Origin of the sequence: Vibrio toranzoniae (assembly GCF_024347655.1) — a bacterium.
In the GTDB taxonomy this organism is placed as follows: Bacteria; Pseudomonadota; Gammaproteobacteria; order Enterobacterales; family Vibrionaceae; genus Vibrio; species Vibrio toranzoniae.
Genome location: NZ_AP025515.1, coordinates 61,216 through 80,411, shown reverse-complemented (window position 1 = coordinate 80,411; position 19,196 = coordinate 61,216). Strand labels below are relative to the sequence as shown.

The 19,196-nt window shown below is 43.3% G+C and carries 20 protein-coding genes and 1 pseudogene; 3 read left to right on the top strand and 18 right to left on the bottom strand.

Annotation, left to right across the window (positions count from 1 at the left end):
- Window positions 1-7: 7 nt before the first annotated feature.
- From OCU50_RS14875 to OCU50_RS14855, 5 genes are all read right to left on the bottom strand, one after another.
- Window positions 8-589: a DUF6162 family protein gene (locus OCU50_RS14875; RefSeq protein ID WP_060466715.1), complete on the bottom strand. Its 582-nt coding sequence runs from the start codon at window positions 587-589 to the stop codon at window positions 8-10.
- Window positions 586-921: a hypothetical protein gene (locus OCU50_RS14870; RefSeq protein ID WP_017058239.1), complete on the bottom strand. Its 336-nt coding sequence runs from the start codon at window positions 919-921 to the stop codon at window positions 586-588. The genes OCU50_RS14875 and OCU50_RS14870 overlap by 4 nt, the downstream gene beginning before the upstream one ends.
- A gap of 116 nt (window positions 922-1,037) precedes the next feature.
- Complete coding sequence (locus OCU50_RS14865) at window positions 1,038-1,874, bottom strand: DUF4198 domain-containing protein (RefSeq protein WP_060466714.1); 837 nt, start codon at window positions 1,872-1,874, stop codon at window positions 1,038-1,040.
- Between the two features lie 83 nt (window positions 1,875-1,957).
- Window positions 1,958-2,476: a DUF2271 domain-containing protein gene (locus OCU50_RS14860; RefSeq protein ID WP_060466713.1), complete on the bottom strand. Its 519-nt coding sequence runs from the start codon at window positions 2,474-2,476 to the stop codon at window positions 1,958-1,960.
- A 70-nt stretch (window positions 2,477-2,546) separates the two neighbouring features.
- Window positions 2,547-3,176 (bottom strand): PepSY-associated TM helix domain-containing protein, encoded by a 630-nt coding sequence (locus tag OCU50_RS14855; protein WP_060466712.1) that lies wholly within the window; start codon window positions 3,174-3,176, stop codon window positions 2,547-2,549.
- A gap of 420 nt (window positions 3,177-3,596) precedes the next feature.
- Between OCU50_RS14855 and OCU50_RS14850 the strand changes: the two genes are divergently transcribed.
- Window positions 3,597-3,917 carry a hypothetical protein gene (locus OCU50_RS14850; protein ID WP_060466711.1) on the top strand — a complete coding sequence of 107 codons (321 nt, stop codon included), beginning with the start codon at window positions 3,597-3,599 and terminating at the stop codon, window positions 3,915-3,917.
- A gap of 126 nt (window positions 3,918-4,043) precedes the next feature.
- Here the strand turns inward: OCU50_RS14850 and OCU50_RS14845 are convergent, their stop codons facing one another.
- The 7 genes from OCU50_RS14845 to OCU50_RS14815 form a co-directional block, all read right to left on the bottom strand.
- Window positions 4,044-5,222: a tetratricopeptide repeat protein gene (locus OCU50_RS14845; RefSeq protein ID WP_060466710.1), complete on the bottom strand. Its 1,179-nt coding sequence runs from the start codon at window positions 5,220-5,222 to the stop codon at window positions 4,044-4,046.
- Window positions 5,219-5,839, bottom strand: a complete 621-nt coding sequence (locus OCU50_RS14840) for an energy transducer TonB (RefSeq protein WP_060466709.1) — start codon at window positions 5,837-5,839, stop codon at window positions 5,219-5,221. Before OCU50_RS14840 ends, OCU50_RS14845 begins: the two co-directional genes overlap by 4 nt.
- 19 nt (window positions 5,840-5,858) lie before the next feature.
- On the bottom strand, window positions 5,859-6,263 hold the full coding sequence (locus OCU50_RS14835) for an ExbD/TolR family protein (RefSeq protein WP_004739212.1): 405 nt from the start codon (window positions 6,261-6,263) through the stop codon (window positions 5,859-5,861).
- On the bottom strand, window positions 6,260-6,820 hold the full coding sequence (locus tag OCU50_RS14830; protein WP_060466708.1) for a MotA/TolQ/ExbB proton channel family protein: 561 nt from the start codon (window positions 6,818-6,820) through the stop codon (window positions 6,260-6,262). Before OCU50_RS14830 ends, OCU50_RS14835 begins: the two co-directional genes overlap by 4 nt.
- Entirely contained in the window at window positions 6,820-8,196 is a 1,377-nt protein-coding gene (locus tag OCU50_RS14825) for a MotA/TolQ/ExbB proton channel family protein (protein ID WP_060466707.1), read from the bottom strand. Before OCU50_RS14825 ends, OCU50_RS14830 begins: the two co-directional genes overlap by 1 nt.
- Complete coding sequence (locus tag OCU50_RS14820) at window positions 8,196-8,963, bottom strand: DUF3450 domain-containing protein (protein ID WP_060466706.1); 768 nt, start codon at window positions 8,961-8,963, stop codon at window positions 8,196-8,198. Before OCU50_RS14820 ends, OCU50_RS14825 begins: the two co-directional genes overlap by 1 nt.
- Before the next feature lie 177 nt (window positions 8,964-9,140).
- Entirely contained in the window at window positions 9,141-11,237 is a 2,097-nt protein-coding gene (locus OCU50_RS14815) for a TonB-dependent siderophore receptor (RefSeq protein ID WP_060466705.1), read from the bottom strand.
- Between the two features lie 558 nt (window positions 11,238-11,795).
- Here OCU50_RS14815 and OCU50_RS14810 point away from each other — a divergent pair.
- Window positions 11,796-13,100 (top strand): dicarboxylate/amino acid:cation symporter, encoded by a 1,305-nt coding sequence (locus OCU50_RS14810; RefSeq protein WP_060466704.1) that lies wholly within the window; start codon window positions 11,796-11,798, stop codon window positions 13,098-13,100.
- A gap of 303 nt (window positions 13,101-13,403) precedes the next feature.
- Here the strand turns inward: OCU50_RS14810 and OCU50_RS14805 are convergent, their stop codons facing one another.
- The 3 genes from OCU50_RS14805 to OCU50_RS14795 all read right to left on the bottom strand — a co-directional run bounded on the left by OCU50_RS14805 (window position 13,404) and on the right by OCU50_RS14795 (window position 16,004).
- Entirely contained in the window at window positions 13,404-14,789 is a 1,386-nt protein-coding gene (locus OCU50_RS14805) for a sensor histidine kinase (RefSeq protein WP_060466703.1), read from the bottom strand.
- The gene (locus tag OCU50_RS14800; RefSeq protein ID WP_017058226.1) at window positions 14,786-15,451 is read right to left on the bottom strand and encodes a response regulator transcription factor; all 666 of its coding nucleotides are present in this window, start codon (window positions 15,449-15,451) and stop codon (window positions 14,786-14,788) included. Before OCU50_RS14800 ends, OCU50_RS14805 begins: the two co-directional genes overlap by 4 nt.
- A 79-nt stretch (window positions 15,452-15,530) precedes the next feature.
- The gene (locus OCU50_RS14795) at window positions 15,531-16,004 is read right to left on the bottom strand and encodes a LabA-like NYN domain-containing protein (protein ID WP_046223538.1); all 474 of its coding nucleotides are present in this window, start codon (window positions 16,002-16,004) and stop codon (window positions 15,531-15,533) included.
- 248 nt (window positions 16,005-16,252) lie between these two features.
- Here OCU50_RS14795 and OCU50_RS14790 point away from each other — a divergent pair.
- Window positions 16,253-16,795: pseudogene (locus OCU50_RS14790) on the top strand (DUF4174 domain-containing protein).
- Between the two features lie 50 nt (window positions 16,796-16,845).
- On the opposite strand, the gene cobA reads toward OCU50_RS14790, so the two are convergent.
- The 3 genes from cobA to nirD form a co-directional block, all read right to left on the bottom strand.
- A complete protein-coding gene (gene cobA / locus OCU50_RS14785) occupies window positions 16,846-17,622 on the bottom strand; it encodes a uroporphyrinogen-III C-methyltransferase (RefSeq protein WP_060466702.1) in 777 nt (258 codons plus the stop codon).
- A gap of 295 nt (window positions 17,623-17,917) precedes the next feature.
- Window positions 17,918-18,733 carry a formate/nitrite transporter family protein gene (locus OCU50_RS14780; RefSeq protein ID WP_060466701.1) on the bottom strand — a complete coding sequence of 272 codons (816 nt, stop codon included), beginning with the start codon at window positions 18,731-18,733 and terminating at the stop codon, window positions 17,918-17,920.
- A 128-nt stretch (window positions 18,734-18,861) separates the two neighbouring features.
- Complete coding sequence (gene nirD / locus OCU50_RS14775; protein WP_060466700.1) at window positions 18,862-19,185, bottom strand: nitrite reductase small subunit NirD; 324 nt, start codon at window positions 19,183-19,185, stop codon at window positions 18,862-18,864.
- Between the last annotated feature and the right edge of the window lie 11 nt (window positions 19,186-19,196).

Sequence of the window (19,196 nt, the reverse complement as noted above, 5' to 3'; positions counted from 1 at the left end):
TCTCTTATTATTTGTGAGCATCGCTTTCATGATGCTGTTCAATTTCTGATTCGTTCACGACCATTTTCCAACCCGTAGAGTCAAGCGTGTGTTGGTCAAAAGTAGCTGGCTGTTTCGCTACACCACCCAAGAAGATCCAGATCTCAGGAGAAACGCTGTTCGCATTTAAAATAAAGGAATCCGCAGAACCATGATCGGTTGGCGTAGCTTGTTCACTTGGACTAGAAAAGTAATAACCACGCTCGTCCAGTACCCAAGCATGAGAACCTTTGCGCTTCCAACTCTGATCTTCTACAAACGGGGCAACCCATTCATCTTTAAGTGATGCAACACTCGGCCATTCACCGCCTGAGTCCATACGTAGGTCACGGATTTCTTCATGAGCTAAACGCAGCTCTGACAACATTGCCAAATTTTCTTGCTCAACATCGGTCACCAAAATTTGATGATCAAGTACCGCTTTCACGTGAGATTCTGCTTGATGAAATGGGATAGCGACCGTGGAAAAGCTCAAGATGAACACAATGATCAGCCCTACCCACTTACCCTCTCTGCCACCCGTGTCAGCACGTACACCTTGAATCATCATTTTTCGCTGATCTCGACAACGTCTACTTCAACAGGAAACTCATGGCCTGAATCGAATACAAGGTAGAACTCAGTGTCAGGATTTGGGAATTCAACAATAGAACGCTTATCTGTCATCTCTTTGGCAATCAAATTGTCTTCGTAATCGTACATCTCAACCGCGTAATCAATCGCTTTGCTGCCATCCGAATAACCCGCTTCACAGGCAACAGTTTTGCCTTCAAACCAGCAGCTCATCAGTGGAAAGTGTGCTTGCGCAGGTAATGCAGCGGAACCAAGTCCCAGAGCCAAGCATGGAGTGATGAGCGATTTTAGTTTTGTTTTTATTGTCATGGTTCGTACCTTAGCCACGGTGCAAGTTCTCAGTAGTAAACTGAGCGATAAAGGGCTCAAATGAGCCCTTAAGTTTTTTGGTTCTTAATCATGGGGTCTAAACCCGATATCACAGGTTATTGAAGCAGAGCTTCAAACGTTAGGTGAACATTCGCACTTGCTTTGTCAGCCAGTGGGTTGTTAATCAACTCACCTTTATAGTTCGCTTTCATTACGTAACGACCCGCTACGTCTGGAGTAAACGTGATTTCACCGTTCTCATCGCTCACGACATCAATCTGCTCTTGGTGGTTGCGATAAAGCGTACCTTCACGAGTAATCTCTGCTTTCACGTCTTTCTGGATTTCACCGTTGTAGAAGAACTGGAATGTTACTGGTTCGCCTTCAACGATGTCTGAAGGGTGAGTCACTGGCTTCATTTCAAGAAGCTTACCTTCAATTTTGAATACTGAGTCTGATGGCTTACCTACCGTGATGTAGCTTTCTGCGCGAGTGAAACCGACTTGAGTTACAACGTCACGTGATTTTTCAGGCAGAACAGAATCACGCTCTGCTTTGTTTGCTTTAATCCATTTCACCGTGTCACGGCGACCGGCCTTGTATTGCGTGTAGTAAGACGGCTGGTTGTTGATCGCTACTTTATGTGTGCCTTCTTCTTCAAAATAGAAGTCGAAGATTGAACGACGCTTGCCGCGAATCACAAAGTTAGGACGCTCGCTGCGGCCATCAGGCATGATGACATGAGCATTTTCGCTACCAGCAGGCTTATCAAAAACAAACGTACCGTGAGATGCAGTAACATCAAATGTTAACCAGTCACCACCTTCTTTAGACACAGTAAAGTGAGACGGCAGGATCCAACGCGGGTGCGCTTGTGCTGTTGTCGTTACCACTAGGCCGAATGCCATCACACCCGCTAGTGCAAGTGCTTTGATTTTTGTCTGTTTCATCATGTTCAATTCCATTATTTATAATTTTTAGCCGTGTCGCTTAACCTAAGCCTGCGAGGGATGCTGTTTATTCTGTTCACGCTTTTTTATTTAGCGATATAGTTAAGAGTGATTTTCCCCGTCTCTTCCGTTGCCTTTAATTCATAAGACGCGTTTGTATCAATAAGTGATACTTTTTGACGAAGATAGTTACGACCACCATGTTCGCGAACGACTTCGATATGAACCGTGTACTCGCCTTGCTCTAGGATTTCACCGCTGTCACTCTTACCATCCCAAACAAATCGATAGTTCCCAGCAGGACGTGTAGCTGATGTCACAGCATCAACCAATTCACGATCGTAGCGTCCAACCTTTCGCCACCAGCTACGCAAATCTTTAAGCCATTCGTCTTTACCGACCCAAAGTTCAATCGTTTTCACTGACTTTCGTTCACTGTTTTCAATCCAGACCGCAACGTATGGACGGGCATACATTGAAGTATCAATCTTCGGTAGCTCGAAGTTCACATCCAGTTTTGCCGTGTCAGGAATTGCTTTTGCCATACCTAGGCTTGGCAAAAGAGACAAAGCAAGAAGTATCTTGCTCCAGTTCATTTTTTTCATGTTTAACAACCTTTTAAATCCGTTTAACCTTTTATTCATTACTCAATCCGATTCATTAATCGAATAAGCGTTAAGGCACGGCGACAAAATAGATAACAAGTGAGATTGCAGACCCAAACACTGTCCATTTTATAGAGGTATTCAGTGTTTTTTTCTTAGGTAACAGTAAACACACGCCAGTAAGTACAAAGAAGATCATCAGTAGTGCTGTGATATCGATAAACCATTTCCAAACTTCACCACTATTACGCCCTTTATGTAGATCATTCAAAAGCGCGATAACGCCGTAATTGGTGGTTTCGACTTCGACCATTTCAGACGTCACGTCGACAAATACAGAAGCGTTGTAACCTGGCCCTTTAAAGTCCATGGACACTTCCCCGATCAGCAACTCACCGTCTTCAATCTCCGCGTAGATGTCTAAGCCGGAAGGAACACCAGACAGATTGGCTTCTTCAAACAGAAACATCTCGAAAGCAGGCTCATCAGCTTTTAATCGACCGTTTTGGATCGTGAACAAACTCGTAGGAAGCGTTAACGTAGAGCGCTGGATATTGGGATGACTTAATTCAAATAACTCAGGTCGATTGAGGGTTATACCTGTTACTGAGAAGAAAAGAACAACGAACAGAAGCGCCATTGAAATATAAACATGAAGTCGACGAGCCCATGATTGAACTGCCCTACTTTTTAGCGACATACGAACCAATACCTATAATTTTTATGGCGTCAATTTAGTTGATAATAATTCGTATTGGCATTCAATTTACATTGTTTACGTTTGCCGAGCGATGTAAGGAGATTTACATAACATTACATCGGAAGTCATCGAGCTGTATGCATATTCTTGCTAGCTTGTACTAGAGGTAATTGATAACTTGTATTGGAGGTGACTGATAACAGCGTCAAACCTCAAAAAACCTTAGCCTCAACATGCTCGATTGTGGTGGGTTTAAAATAAGCGCTGTGGCGTTAAGGAACGAAAGTTAGGACTATTTGATCGTTGGAACATTTTGACGATCAAGAACAAACGATGGACTCATCGGTTGATATGGTTTGCTAAAAAATAGAACCCATAACCGATTTAGAGATAGCTAATTAAGCTAAAAGGGATTTTGAAATGCGTATTATTGTTTTGGCTTTTGCTACGCTAGCAACTGCGTGTACTGGCCAAATAACCAACACGGAAGAGCGCATCCAAGAATATATCGGTTCAGACATAACTGATGTACAAGAACAGTATCTAACTGAACGCTCACGCCCTATCAGTTTTTGGGCATCTCGAAACTATGCTTGGATTGAGACGAAGAAGCCATTAGATAATGGTTATACTTTATATATATTTAAGAATCCTTATCGAGATTGTACCATTAACTGGATAGCTGGCACCGGAGGCGTGATTCAAAGCGCAACGTCTAGTGGCACGATGTGCAGCCCTTAAGCAATTTATCCAAACAGTAAAACGGAATGAACTTTAGCCGCCAGAATTAAAAAGGGTGTCATTTGAACCATCAGATGACACCCTTTTGCTTATTTGTTTTTATCTTCCTTTTTTCACTATCAGCAGTTAGACATTTCCGTTATCGCTGACTGTTCTAAGCTGAGTCAGATATTTAATCCAACCTTTTGCTTCAGACGAGGGATCGATGTTGTTCGCACGCTTCGCTTGAGCAAGAGCGTTATCTAGGTTCTTTAGCTTATACCATGATCGTACTTTAGCTAAAGCAACGTCGGCCTGTTTGTTTTTGTCTTTCACTTTGTCGAGAACAACCAGCGCTCGATCATAGTAACCTTGCTGAACCAACAGCTGAGCGACATTCCAATGATATTGGATGTCTTTTTTAGCCGCTAGCGTCCACACTTCAATGGCACTGTCCCACTCTTTAGCTAACTGCCAGTAGGTTGCTTGCTCAGCCAGAAGCTGAACATCACTGTTCGCATCATCTAACTTAGCGATCTCTTGAGCAGCACGCTCTGGAATGCCGCGTTTCGCGTAAAGCTGTGCTAACAAGCGGCGATCTGAGTTTTTCAGCTCAACGCCTTGTAAATCAGCCAGTGCTAGTGTGTTCAATGCATCACGGTTACGTTCTAGTCTTAACTGAATACCCACAAGTTGACGCCACCAGTTATCTTTCTCTGGTTGGAGTTCAATAAGGCTTTCCAGTGTAGGAATAGACTGCTTCCACTGCTTTAACTGGAGCTGTGCGCCGAGTTTTAGCGATAGAGATGATAACTCTGGTTTCGAATTAAACTTGTCGTGGTTACCGATGGCAACTAGGACTTTCGACCAGTTTTCAATTTGGTATTCCGATTGTGCAATTCGCATCCAAAGCGTGTCTTTCTTTTCCGTTTCTGGGGCCGTTTTTACTAGCTGGTAGTAGTGCGGAAGCGCTTTTTTGAACTGCTGATCATTTAACAACAAATCAGCAAGCATGCGCTTCGTTACCCAAGCTTGTTCATCCACCAGTAAATTACTGTCGACCGCATAAGTAAGCTGTTTAATTGCCGCATCCGTTTTACCCTCTTGCCAATAAAACACACCCAACATTCGAGCAACGTACGCCTTATCGTAGCCTTTAGAAAGCTCCAAGCCTGCAAGTACGTCAATCGCTTGTTTAACCTGTTCATCTTGAGCCAGCTTATGCGCCTTTTGAACACGAATTGCAGTATATTGGGTTAGGTCTTTTGCTTGTGTTGTAAGGGGCATTAACAACAAGCCCACTAATATCCATATCTGTTTCATCATTTTGCCAACTTAAACTCTAGTTTCACGGTTTGACCAACCTGAGCTATCGCTTTTCCATCGACGACTTTCGGTTGATATTTCCATTTTTTAAGTGCTCTCATCGCTTCACGTTCAAACATACGACGTGGGTTTGCATCAGTGACTTCAATGTCAACTGGGCGTCCCGTTTCATCGATAGTAAAAGACATAATCACATGACCTTCAGCACCGCGCTTAAGCGCTTTTGCTGGGTAACGAGGCTCTACTCGATACAGAGGCATTGCCTGTTGGTTTGACCCAAAATCAGAAAATGTCGGTGCGTTAATCGCTAGACCATCAATGGATGTATTCAAATCCAGTGAAGGCAAAGAAGACATCGAATTCAGAGGCGTAACTTCAGCTTGTGACTGAGACGTTTGCGCTTCCGGTGGCGGTTCAGGCATTTCAGGTTTTTCAGGAACTGCGCGCTGTCTTCTTTGAACTTCTTGTTCTTGTTCCACCATCACCATGTTGAAACTTAACGTTTCGCTGTTATCTGATGAACGTTGATGGCCATTATCAACCATCCAAGCCATGAAAGAAAACAGAGCTAAGCCCAATGCTCCCGCTAACGGTAGAGCAAGAAATAGGCGAATCATTTATAAAGATCCTCCAAGATCATCGCTTATCAGCAGCAAGCGCTATGTTTTTCACGCCTGCACCTTTAGCGGCATCCATTACTTTAACAACCGTACCGTTGTATGCGTGTTCATCCGCTTGAATCACTAAAGATGCATCAGGTTGTTCTAGCAACAAGTGTTCTAGTGTTGCTTGAACACGTTCTACATCCACAACACGTTTATCAATGAAGATATCGTTAGCCGATGTGATAGCAACGAAGATACCGGCATCTTTTTGGCTAACCACGTTAGAAGCTTGCGGACGATTGACTTCAACTCCGGATTCACGCACGAATGAACTGGTCACAATAAAGAAAATGAGCATGATAAATACAATATCAAGCATCGAAGTTAGGTCTATTTGAGCCTCTTCGTTTTTAGAATGACGTCGACCGAGTCTCATCGTTGACTCCTTAAAGATTTTTCTAATTTTAATTCCAAGCGGCTACACACTTTTGCTAAGCGAGCATGAACAAACATCCCCGCTAATGCCGCGACCATACCTGCCATGGTCGGCAGTGTCGCCAACGAGATACCTGAAGCCATTAATTTAGGGTCGCTGCTGCCTTGAGTCGCCATGACATCAAAAACAGAGATCATACCGGTTACGGTACCTAGCAGACCCAACATCGGACAAATAGCGACTAACAGTTTAATAAAGTTCAAATTTTGATGTAGCAAGATACTTGCCTGCCCCAACCAGCCTTCACGAATGGCTTTAGCATGCCAAGAAGAGTGCTCTTCTCTTTCACGCCACTTCTCAACCCACACTTTACGTTGCTTTGGAAAGTAGAACGCAAGATAAAGCACGCGTTCTACCACAAGCACCCAATAAACAAGGACAACAGCCGCTAGCCACCACAGAACGAAACCGCCCTGCTCCATAAAGCTTGATAAAGACAGCAGCCAGTCACTCGTTAACCAACTCGCTGGTAATAGAGAACCCGACAAAATATCCATTACGCAGCAGTCCCAACTGATGAAACAACAGCGTTTGATTCAATCGTCTTTTCTGCTTGCTCAGCCACAAGGCCAATACCTTGTTTCTCAAGAATATTGCGAATATTTTCTGCCTGAGTGCTAAGAATGTTGTGTGCAAGAAGAAGTGGCATGGCTGCAACAAGGCCAAGTACAGTGGTCACTAGAGCCATAGAAATACCACCCGCCATCACTTTAGGGTCGCCATTACCAAACTGGGTGATCACTTGGAATGTCTCGATCATGCCGGTAACCGTACCAAGTAGGCCAAGCATAGGGGCAAGAGCAGCAAGCAGTTTCAGCATTGATAAACCTTTCTCTAAATGAGTTTGCTCATCAACCACCGCTTCTAGCAGTCTTAGCTCAAGGGCTTCAACCGTTTGGTTTTGCTCTTTGTCATAAACGGCAAGGATACGGCCAAGTGGGTTGTCACCCGCTTGCTCTGAATTTTTCAATTGAGAACGAATTTTTTGACGAGCAATCATCAAAGAAACACCACGAACCAGCGCGATAATCAAACCAATTGCAAGTAAACCAAGAATCACTTTACCGACTACGCCACCAGCTTGAAGGCGATCGGCTAGGCTTGGTGATAACGCCAACTGCTCCAACATAAAACCGCGAGAAGGATCGACAACCACGTTAGACACTTCACCATTCGCTAACGAAGAAAGTGACGCCAAAGTCGGGCCATTCGATGGTTGTTTTAGATACGCAATCGCATCCTCACGTTGGGTGTTCCAGCTCACGTAGCCTTGCTCTGTAACTAGCCCAATTGAACCTAGTCGGTAAGCATCAACGGTTTGTGTGTTTCCTTCACCATTGATGAACGCAATTTGAGATTTGCTAAGCTCTGAGCTCGCTTGAATCTGCTCATTCATGCTCGCCCAAAGACCCGATAGTTGTGGCATTGATGGCAGTGATTTAGCGTCAATGATCTGATTGACAGTCTCTGTATGTGCGCCACGATCCACGCTATTGATCGTGGAATTTAATTCGGCACCTAACTCTTTTGCATTTTGACGAACAACACCAAACAACTCGCCTAAACTGCCCGTTTCTAAACGAAGCTTCTCTTCTAAACGTGCAAGTTTGTTTTCGTTTTCACTGAAGGTTCTGGTCAACGCATCTGTAGCGGCTTGGATTGAAGCTCGCTTCGTTGCCAGTTGTGCTTTGATCGCTTTCAGCTCTTGCTCTGTTCTTTTGAATTCAGATTCACGAACAACGTTGTGGGAAGCTTGAGCACGACTCTCTGATTTAGCTTTATTAACGAGTTGAGCCGTCGTATCTGATGCAGAAAAAGCAGAAAATGAAAGTGATGTAATACAAAGTAATACTGCTAATGGCTGTAAGTTCATTACTTAACCTCCGCAACAGTTAAAGAAACAGGTAAAGTAATTAAGCTTGGTGCCGCTTGCTGGCTAGCAACATCATAAGCTTTATCTAGCTCAGGTTTCATTGATGAATCAAGCTCTTGCCATTGATCTTTTACTTGATCCCAAGACCAATACTGACTGCCATTTAAGTTACGAGCCACTAGCGAAATTCGTCCCAGATACAAAACATCGGCCTCAATTGTTTTCTCGTTAGTTAATGCTACTCGGCCTTGATAAACACCCAACTTAATGCCGTAGTCCATCTCGATTTGATACGCTTCTAAAATACGGCGATATTTCTCTGCATCACTGACATCAGCACGAGTCATCATTGCTTGTAGCTTTTCAACTCTTTCTAGACGTTGCTCTTTCTTGATTGGCACATCTTGCTCTACTAACTGTTGAAGGCCATCAATCATTTGATACATCAAAGGTACAACACCCTGGCGTGTATATTTGATTTCGTCGATCTGCCCTTTAATACTTTGGGCTTCGTTGTTTTGGCTCTCAACCAATGCGGCAAGATGATCGTGATAGACTTCGAGATTTTTCACTTCTTCTTGCAGACGCTCAATCTCAGCTTGAAGCATCAAAGTGGCTTGTGAGCTTTTATCAATAACTTTCTGGCTCGATGCCGACGCGTTATTGGTCTTGTTTTGAATAGATTGAGCTTGATCCAAGCTGTTTGCCATAGAAGGCACAGCAACCAAACTAATGGTAAGTGCTAGGCTAATTTTTAAAAGATTCATAATTGTAGTCATTTACTATAGAAGAAGGTCAAATGAGTTTTATTGATAAGCAGTCTCATTATCATTAAAAGTCACTCACATTACTAGGTATATTTTATGAAGTAGCAAAATAACAAAAGGGGAAAGCCTAAACTTCCCCCTAAATATTTATACTACCAATGACACCCTACCAACAAATTAGTATTTTATCTGTAGTGTAGCCATGTAGTTACGGCCTTCGCCGATTACTACGTCTTCTGCAAATTGATGGCTTGACGAAGTAGAACCACCACCTGCTAGGTATTCTTTATCAAATACGTTTTCAACCGTTAGACGAGCAACAAAATCTAAAGAATCATCGTATTTCATCGTATATGCAGCTCCCATATCGACACGAGCATAGCCATCTTTCTTAAATGTGTTCGCACTATCACCGTAGCGTGAACCTTCGTAGATAAGGCCTAAATTCACATCAACTTCGTTGGTTGCGGCATAAGTAGACCAAACACTTGCTGCAAACTCAGGTACATCTGCAGGGCGATTACCTCCATATGTTTCATGGTTAGCAATTTCAGCGTCTAAGTACATTGCAGAACCAGACATTGAGAATCTTTCCGAAATGAAACCTTGCGCACCTAACTCAGCGCCACGGTGAACTTGCTCACCACCTTGTGTCTTAGTCCAATCACCAGACGCAGTATCTTCTACGTCCATTGAGATGTTTTCTTGAGTTATGTCAAAGACTGCACCCGATACAAATAGGCGCTCGTCCATCAACTCCCACTTAGTACCTACTTCGTACGATACACCAGTTGCGGCATCAAGAAGTTGGCCATCATTGGTGTACGTGCGTCTGCCACTAGAAACAACACCTTGAGGTTCGAAGCTTTCAGAGTAAGAAGCGTAAATGCTACCGTTTGAAGCTGGATGGTAAATCACGCCTAGTTTAGGTGCTACGTTCTCTTCTGCCACACCAGAACTGACTTTACGGTCGAAACGAGCGCCCGCAAGAACTTGCCATTCATCGTTAATAGTAACCAAATCTTGGATATAGAAGCCCCAAGTATCGTAAGTACTCATCTTGCCTAACGATGTTGGACCCACTGACGGAGCTGGTACTGTTGCATCTGGTGCATATTCGCCACTATTGAAACGGTCCATACCGCGATAGTAGCTGTAGCCCAACCAGTTAGCACCGAATAATAGTTTGTGCTCTGTGTCCGCGAGCTCAGCAGTTGTTGTAAGATCGACATAAGCCGTTCTGAAACGCCATTTGTCATGACGGTAGTTACCGCCTTGAGTCACGGTACCCGTACCATCAGGGTTCATATTTTTAAAGCTTGGGTAGCTTTCCATATCAATACGTTCGAAATCTTGGTAGTTAAAACCTGTTTTTACTGACCATGTATCCGTTAGGTTAGCGGCAATATCAAAACCAACGTTCTCAACATCGTTTTCAATCTGTGACCACTGCGCATCCCAAATGTGCTTGTCGCTACCAACTCGATTACCATCTAGGGTGTACAAAGAGCCCGAATCGACACTGCCATCGTCGTTAGTTTTGTCGTAATGAACAGAAACTGTTACGTCTTTAGTTACATCGTAATCAACAACTACCCCACCAACAAAACGTTCTGTTTGTGGTTCAGAGCCGTCACCATACGTTCTCCAAGAGTTGTAACTTTCTTTAGATAAGATTGCACGACCACGTAGAGTTTCAGCCTCGTTCAACGCACCGCTTACATCGACCGTTGTGCGAGAATGATCATTAGAACCAATATCTTGACTAACACTCACTTGCGTATCGTAAGTTGGCTTTTTGCTGACCATATTGATCAGACCACCTGGCGCAGAAATACCATAAAGAAGACCTGAAGGGCCTTTCAATACTTCAACACGCTCTAGCAATTCGATAGGTTGGCGGTAGTGAGACCAGTGTTGTTGGCCATTCTTAAGGAAGCCTGAAGAGCTCCCTACAGAGAAGCCACGTAGAGAAAAACGCTCACGGTTACGGCTTGTACCACCCGCACTTACACTCGCATCATTCTTCAGAACGTCACCAAGCGTTGTTGCACGCTGTTCATCGATGATTTGCTCATCGATTACTGAAACTTGTCCCGGAGTCTCTAACTGAGTTGCTTCCATGCGCATTGCAGTGGTGTTCGTATCGGCCTTGTAGCCATAATCACGACCTTCTACGACCATATGCTCGTCTGTTTGTGCTGTTTCTGCCAATACTGCTGGCGAAGCCAATACCGCGCCGATCACTAAAGCCAATGGGCTCTTTGAAAACATGTCCTTTACTCCGCTTTATTCTTTTTGTCCGAGCACTTTTTTATTTATTCGCTGTGCTCACTAGGCCGTTACCGGCACCACTGAATTATTTCTGGAGTGAATATAAGTGATAATCATTACTATTTGCATTAAATTTACATTCTTTGCATTTGTAAGGTTTTGTAATGGAACGGAGGGATATTGATTACTTGCATATTAACAAAGTTCATTTGATACAACAGGTTATATGCCCACCGTTAGAAGATAGGTTTATGGGTAGAAACTATCGCTATCCGCATTATGAATAACGTCGATTTAACGAACATTATTTCATCAATAATCCGGTTGTCTTATTTATTACCTTTCAAGCTCCCTAATTTGTGTATAAAACTCTCGATAAATGTAATTAAACAGTGAATAACTTTGATTTAATTTGTTTAATTTATAGATTTATCAGTGATTTTGATCACATCTAGAATCCCAAGGCGATTTTTTGTTTTTCGATTTCTTTCACAGGCTGATAATCTCCTGCTCACTTTGAAGAGGTGTCAAAGTTATCAATAATAAGGAGTGTTCTAAATGAATACCAAGAAACCTATGTCTCTGACTGGACGAGTTATTCTCGGTATGGTCGCAGGTATATTGACGGGATTTGCCATTCAATCCCTTTTTGCAGAAAGTGGATTTGTCAACAATTACATCGTTAACGGACTCTTTGAAGTTGGCGGACAGATATTCGTCGCCAGTTTAAAAATGCTTGTTGTGCCGCTAGTCTTCGTTTCACTAGTGTGCGGTACGAGCTCTCTTAAAGATTTATCAACTCTTGGCCGTATGGGTGGCAAAACACTTGCACTTTATATCGGTACAACAGCCGTTGCTATTACCCTTGCACTCACTATCGGTAACCTGTTCCAACCTGGAGCTGGTGCGGATCTTACTGCAGCAAGTTCTTTCAAATCAACGGATGCCCCTTCTTTGGGCCAAGTGATTATCGACATGTTCCCTACCAACCCTATCCAAGCAATGGCTGAAGGGAAAACGTTGCAAGTTATCGTATTTGCTGTGTTGTTTGGTATTGCTATCAGTGCGGCGGGTAAACCTGGTGAACGTATTGCTGCGGTTTTTTCTGACTTGAACGAAGTTATCATGAAGCTTGTCGCACTACTAATGAACCTAGCGCCTTACGGTGTTTTCTTCTTAATGGCGAAACTGTTCTCTAGCCTTGGCTTAAGCGCAATTTGGAACCTAGCGGAATACTTCTTAGTTCTGGCTGGTACCCTACTGTTGCACGGTTTGGTTACCTATAGTGCAATGCTTAAAGGATTCACAGGTTTAAGCCCAATCACCTTCTTACGTAAGATGGAAGATGCGATCATGTTTGCGTTTTCAACGGCCTCTTCGAACGCAACGATTCCAGTTACAATGGAAACAGCGAAGAACCGCATGGGCGTAGATAATAAAGTTGCTTCGTTCACAGTACCACTAGGTGCGACTGTAAACATGGACGGTACAGCTATCATGCAGGGTGTGGCTACTGCATTTATCGCGCAAGCATACAACATTGACTTGACGATGGGTGACTACCTAATGGTTATCCTAACGGCGACATTAGCGTCTGTTGGTACAGCGGGTGTTCCTGGTGTTGGTCTTGTTATGCTGGCGATGGTATTGAACCAAGTAGGCCTACCACTGGAAGGTATCGCGCTTATCATGGGTGTTGACCGTCTTCTTGACATGATTCGCACCGCAGTAAACATCACTGGAGATAGTGCCGTAACTATCATTGTGGCTAAGTCTGAAGGTTCTTTTGACGAAGCTCGCTTCAATGACCCTACTGCTGGTGAGAAAGAAGAAGAAGTTAAGCTAACACGTCAACAGGCATAATCTAGCTTCTCTGTCGCTCTTACCTTCAAGCTAAAGCGTAATACCAATCGTAGTAAACAACTGGTCACCCTAGCTTGTTAAAAACCTCGATAACTTCGTTAGAATTTTTGATTGTAGAATAACTACTTATCGAAACTTCTTATCGAGAAGAGCAGCCTTGTTCTCAAGCTTTTTTCCTACGCTATATTTGATCACTTACTTACTGTGATTGGTATAATTAATGGCTATGCTTAGCTGATAATGAAAAGCGTATAAACTAAAACGCCACTGCAGATGCAGTGGCGTTTTGATTAAGTGGTAGATTCAATTAATAGCGGGAAACATCAGATTTACTCGAAGTCCCCCACTTTCTCGATTCTCAGCAGTAACACAGCCATTCATCACACCCACCGCTTCCTTAACAATCGCAAGCCCTAAGCCATAACCACCAGACTGTTTATCTCGGGCTGATTCAATACGTGTAAACGGGTCGAAGATACCTGAAATCTGGTTATCAGGAATGCCATCACCGTCATCTTCTACAGATATGACACTGTAACGTCTGTCTGCTAACAGTTCATATGTAGTAACGACAATATGAGCATTCTCTCCAGCGTATTTAATCGCGTTACCAACCAAGTTACCAACGACTCGAAGAAGAAGTCTCTCGTCAACATTAACCATTGATGTCGGCGTTTCTAAATCGCCGACTAAGGTTTGATTCGGCTTTAGGTCGCTTTGCATTTGCGCGATAAGCATCGAACAGTAATGCTCAAGATGCATCAAGCTTAACTTAGGGTCATAACGAGACGTTTCTAAACGGCTAAATTCAAGGATTTCTCCCACTAGCTTGTTCATCTCTTCCGTTTCACTTTCGAGTCGATCAAGCAAACCGACGCTCTTGTCGTCAACCTTGCTTCGCAATAAATGTAATGCGAGATTTTGCCTTGCCAATGGCGTTCTAAGTTCATGTGACACATCACGGATCAAACGACGCTGCTTTTCAGCCAATGACTTTATCTCGAACGTCATATGATCAAAATCATGGGCTAATTCGTTAAATTCACGTGTGGTTGAATCGAGCTCAGACACAACACTCACCGAAAAGTCCCCTTGCGCTAACCTTCGACTGGCTTCCCTTAGGCGATCGAGAGGTTGCTGCAGACTCTTCGCCATAATAATCGAGAACAGTGTCAACACGATCAGAGCAATCAAAGCTTTAATTAGATAAGAATAAGGTGCAAAAGATTTGGCGGGGTGGAACTGGTGCGGCAATTGGATAACCAAGGTATTTCCGTTATTAAGCGGTAGACCAAATATAGGCTTGCTCACACGGTCACTCAGTTGGTGATCCAAAGTTCGTAGATATTGAAGCTTGAATTCAAAGTGCGGATGCATGTGTCGGTGCGTAATCGGTTGGTTATCTTTATCAATCACAAACAAGTAATACTCTTGAGCGTTCCCCCAATCGGCTAACTCATCCATGTCACCTTCTTCAATCAACACATTGGCTTGATAGGCGAGGTCAAGCATTTCAGCTTTAACGGATTCAGGGACTTTCAAAAGCGCTTTCATCAGCGCTCTTTCAGCCACACCTTGAAGGATGAGTATACTGACCAGAATGACTGTCAAGTAACTGAATAGTTGGAACGTTAAGCCATCCTTACGCTTAGCTATATAGTCTGGGCAGCGCAGTAACTTAGCGCTCATGCTCCAACTGACTCTAGATAACTGTATCCTTTACCACGCACCGTTTTAATATGTTGTTTTGATAAGCCAGCCTGAACCAATTTCCGTCGTATATTACTGATATGCATATCTAAGTTACGATCGAACGGACACAACTCCTTCTTGAGCACATGGATTTGTAAATCTGATTTTGATACGACGATCCCATCGTGTTTAATGAGGTAGTCAAGTAGGTCTTTTTCTGTGCCGGTTAATGGCAAACGAGAGAACTGTTCGCACAAACCACGATCGGACGAAGCCAAAGACTGCCTCTGACGTTCAAACCCAACTCGGCGCAAGATCACCTTAATACGGGTTAAGAGTTCAGGAACATTGAAAGGTTTAGCTATGTACTGGTCGGCACCCGCTTGATAGCCATCGAGCATAGATGCGTCATCATTAAGCGCAGTTAACATAAGAATGGGAGTAGCAAAACGCTGACAAATGCGTCTTGCCACTTGAATACCGCTTAGGTTTGGAAGCATTACATCGAGTAAAACCAAATCGACAGGATGCGATTGAATAAACTCAAGCGCGGACTCTCCGCAATGAACAGTATCAACGTGATACCCCTCATTTTCTAACACTTCACCCAATAGCTCACACAACTGAATATCATCATCAACAACTAAAACGCGCGACATCACTCAAACCAATAAATAATAATAGTTTGCATTCTAATAATCGTTATTATTGATTTCAATTATAAATGTGAGATTTACTCTATAATAAAAAATCTTTTTCAATCGGAACAAATTTTGAGGCAGAGTCGATAAGGTTTTGCGCGGTTAGCCCAGGAACTCCATATACTTCAACCGGTTTGCCAAAACGTTCTTTGATTCGCTCTACAAGGATTTCGAAATCACCGTCGCCAGAGACCAAAACAATCGTATCAACCGTTTCTGCAAGCTCTATAGCATCTAACGCAATACCCACATCCCAATCTCCTTTTGCACTGCCATCTCGGCGCTGAATAAATGGTTTTAGCTTCACATTAAAACCAACACCACGGAGGATATGGTGAAATTGACGCTGTTTAGGATCTTGGCTAGAGATTGCGTAAGCATTCGCTGTAACAACGTTACGCCCTTCCGTGGCAACATACCAAAACTGGTTATAGTCGAAGTTAGAACGATATTTGTCGCGAGTGGTGTAGTAAACGTTTTGAACGTCGACCAGAATTGCTATGTTTTCCATAAATTCATACCTTTAGATTTTCCGTATACCCTATTCTATTCAATGAGGAAATGCGAGTCGCTTTATTTAAAAAAAAATGAACCCTTTAGCTAGCGTCAACGTAAATCTAAGCATCTTCAACGTAAACCTAACTATGCTTAATGTAGGTCGATTTGTTCCCCAGTTACCCGAAATTATTCTTCGCATAACTGCATTCACGTGACAATCAAATCGTACTCAGGCTCAGTGTTATTAAAGGGAGGTTGGCCATGCTACACCGACAAACACATAAACCGTGTGTAAGCCTCAACACAGCCAGATCGGCACAAACAAGCAATAACTCAAACGTTTGCTCTGATTTACTTAAGTTTCTCACCATCAGCATGATACTGATAATGAGCTTAACCATCAGCTCAGCACTCGCCTATCCAGCGAGTTCTCACACCAATTCATTACCACACCGCAGTGTGATTTATTTCGCACCAAAAGAAGATTCAGTGGTTAAAGAGTTTCTCAATGAAGTGTTGATCAACAACTGACAATTGGACGAACGAGATGTCGTCATCATGGTAATAGCAGAGAGCGGTTACACTGTTCCTACTTGGCTAGAAGAAGAGTTTAACTTAGATGCCGTAACCCGTATTTATGAGATACCTAAAGGTTCACACACCGCTGTGTTGATTGGTAAAGACGGTAAAGAGAAATACAGATGGAGTGGTAAAACAGATTGGCAGAAAATCACCAATATCATTGACGAAATGCCAATGCGCCAACGAGAAATGCAGCGACAAAGTAGTCGCTGCAGTATTTGATTCTTGATTTATTCACTGGCTGATTGTTTATCGGCTTTGAGGTTACGTCGTTAAACTTGCTTATTAAACCAAGCTAATTTTTCATGAAGTTGAGCCACGCTGCCGACAACAATCAACGCAGGACTTTTTGCAACGCCAGCAAGGTTCGCTAAATCACTCAATCCACCACGGAATACTTTTTGTTCTTGGCGCGTACCGTTCTCAATAATGGCAACAGGCATGTCTGCTCGCATACCGTTATCCAATAAGTTTTTCTGAATGTTCGGGCTCTCTTTCAGACCCATGTAAAACACGATCGTGTGATTGTGCTGAGCAAGCGAGCGCCAATCAATATCTTCACCATCTTTCTTTAGATGTCCAGTAATGAATTGGACGCTTTGTGCGTGATCTCGATGTGTTAGTGGAATGCCCGCGTAAGCCGTCGCGCCTGCTGCGGCAGTGATTCCGGGTACCACTTCAAACCTGACGCCATGCTCCGCTAGGGTTTCACACTCTTCACCTCCACGACCAAAGATAAACGAGTCACCACCTTTCAGGCGAACCACATGCTTATTTTCTTGCGCTTTAGTCACCAATAATTGGTTGATTTGATCTTGTGGAACACAGTGGTGGTCGAGCTTTTTTCCCACATACAGCATTTCTGCATCGGAGTTGGCCATTGCCAAAATATCTTTAGATACCAAGCGGTCATAAACGACCACGTCAGCCTGTTGAATAACACGTGCCGCTTTTAGGGTAAGTAAGTCTGGGTCACCAGGGCCAGCCCCTACTAATGAAACCAATCCTTTGGTTACTTCTTTAACATTCGATGACGATACTTCTGACATGCTGTGCTCCGAAGGTTTGCTTGTTTTTTCTCAAGCTTCAATCTATGTGGTAAGTCACTGTATTTGTGATGACTTATCCAAATCCTTAACCCTTAGACTATCAGGTGTTGAGTTAAATATTCTGTCTAAATACTAACGAAGATAGAAGTAATTATAACAAAACAATCTATTGCAGGTATTTTGCTCAATAACAATCAACACATTAATGGTGCTTAGGCGTTCGAACAAAAAAGCCCCAAACAATTTGTTGGGGCTTTCAATCCTCAGACTAAATTACGTTTCACCGTATTCAGATTTACTTAGCACCTAGAGAAGGAGCCGTTTTAGCGTGAGTTAGGTATAGAGGAACACACGTTAACAGTAGGCCACCAACGATGTTACCAACAATGGTAGGGATAAGGTTGAAGTTCAACCATGTCGCGATACCAAAGTCAGCGCCTAGAATCATACCCAATGGGAATAGGAACATATTGACTACTGTATGCTCGAATACTAGCGCGAAGAAGATGAAGATAGGAAACCACATCATTGCTACACGGCCAGACACTGTACGTGCTGTCATGTTACCAATCACACCTAGACATACCATGAGGTTACAGAAGATACCGCGTACGAAACACGTGATCCACCCGTCCATACCCATGTTTTCAAAACCTAAGCTACGAGCTGTTGAAACCGCAATAAATTTTTGGGCGACTGCATTTGGATCTAAAGAGAAGTTACCTGTCAATGAGATAGCAATCAGTACGGCAACGATGAGAGAGCCGATAAGGTTACCAAGGCCAACAATACCCCAACAACGTAAAACACGCCCCCAAGTCACGCCTGGGCGGTTATCAAACTTAGCTAAAGGGGCAAGGCCAAATACGCCAGTTACTAGGTCGTAACCCATCACACTTAGAATCACAAAACCCACTGGGAACACAAGTGCGCCAACAATGCCGATGCCTGTTTGTACAATAGTCGTGATTGCCACAACGACAGCAAGCGAAAGAATGATACCAGCCATAGTGCTTCGAATCAGAAGATCACGAGTACTTGTTTTCGTTTTTGCTTCACCCACATCGATCATCGTTTGAACGAATTCAGCGGGTTTAAAATCAGTAGACATAAGGTTGTCCTTAAAAAGTTAAAATTGGATAAGAAAAGGCTCTAGTTGCCGAGTTAAGGCAATATCGAGAACTAGAACCCTTGAACTATCAAATCTTGCTCACTAACTATGTATAAGATTCCAATTAACTACGCAGAGATTTCTACAGTGCCTTTAGTAACACGAGCTTTGTACGCTTTTACGTTGAAGTTTTCGTCTTCCATGCACGTACCTGTTGCTAGGTTAAAGCGTTGCTTCTTAAGCGGACTTGCCACCCAAAGCTCTTCTTTGTGTTCAACAATCAAACCACGTGATAACACATTTGATTGGAAGAAAGGGTCTGTGTTGCTAATCGCGAATACTTCATCAGCCTTAGTTGGGCGGAAGACAGCCACTTGCTCACCACCAACCAACGCACAAACACCTGTACCTGGGGTAATGTCTTCGATCTTACAAACTTTGGTAAATGTCATGATGTCTTCTC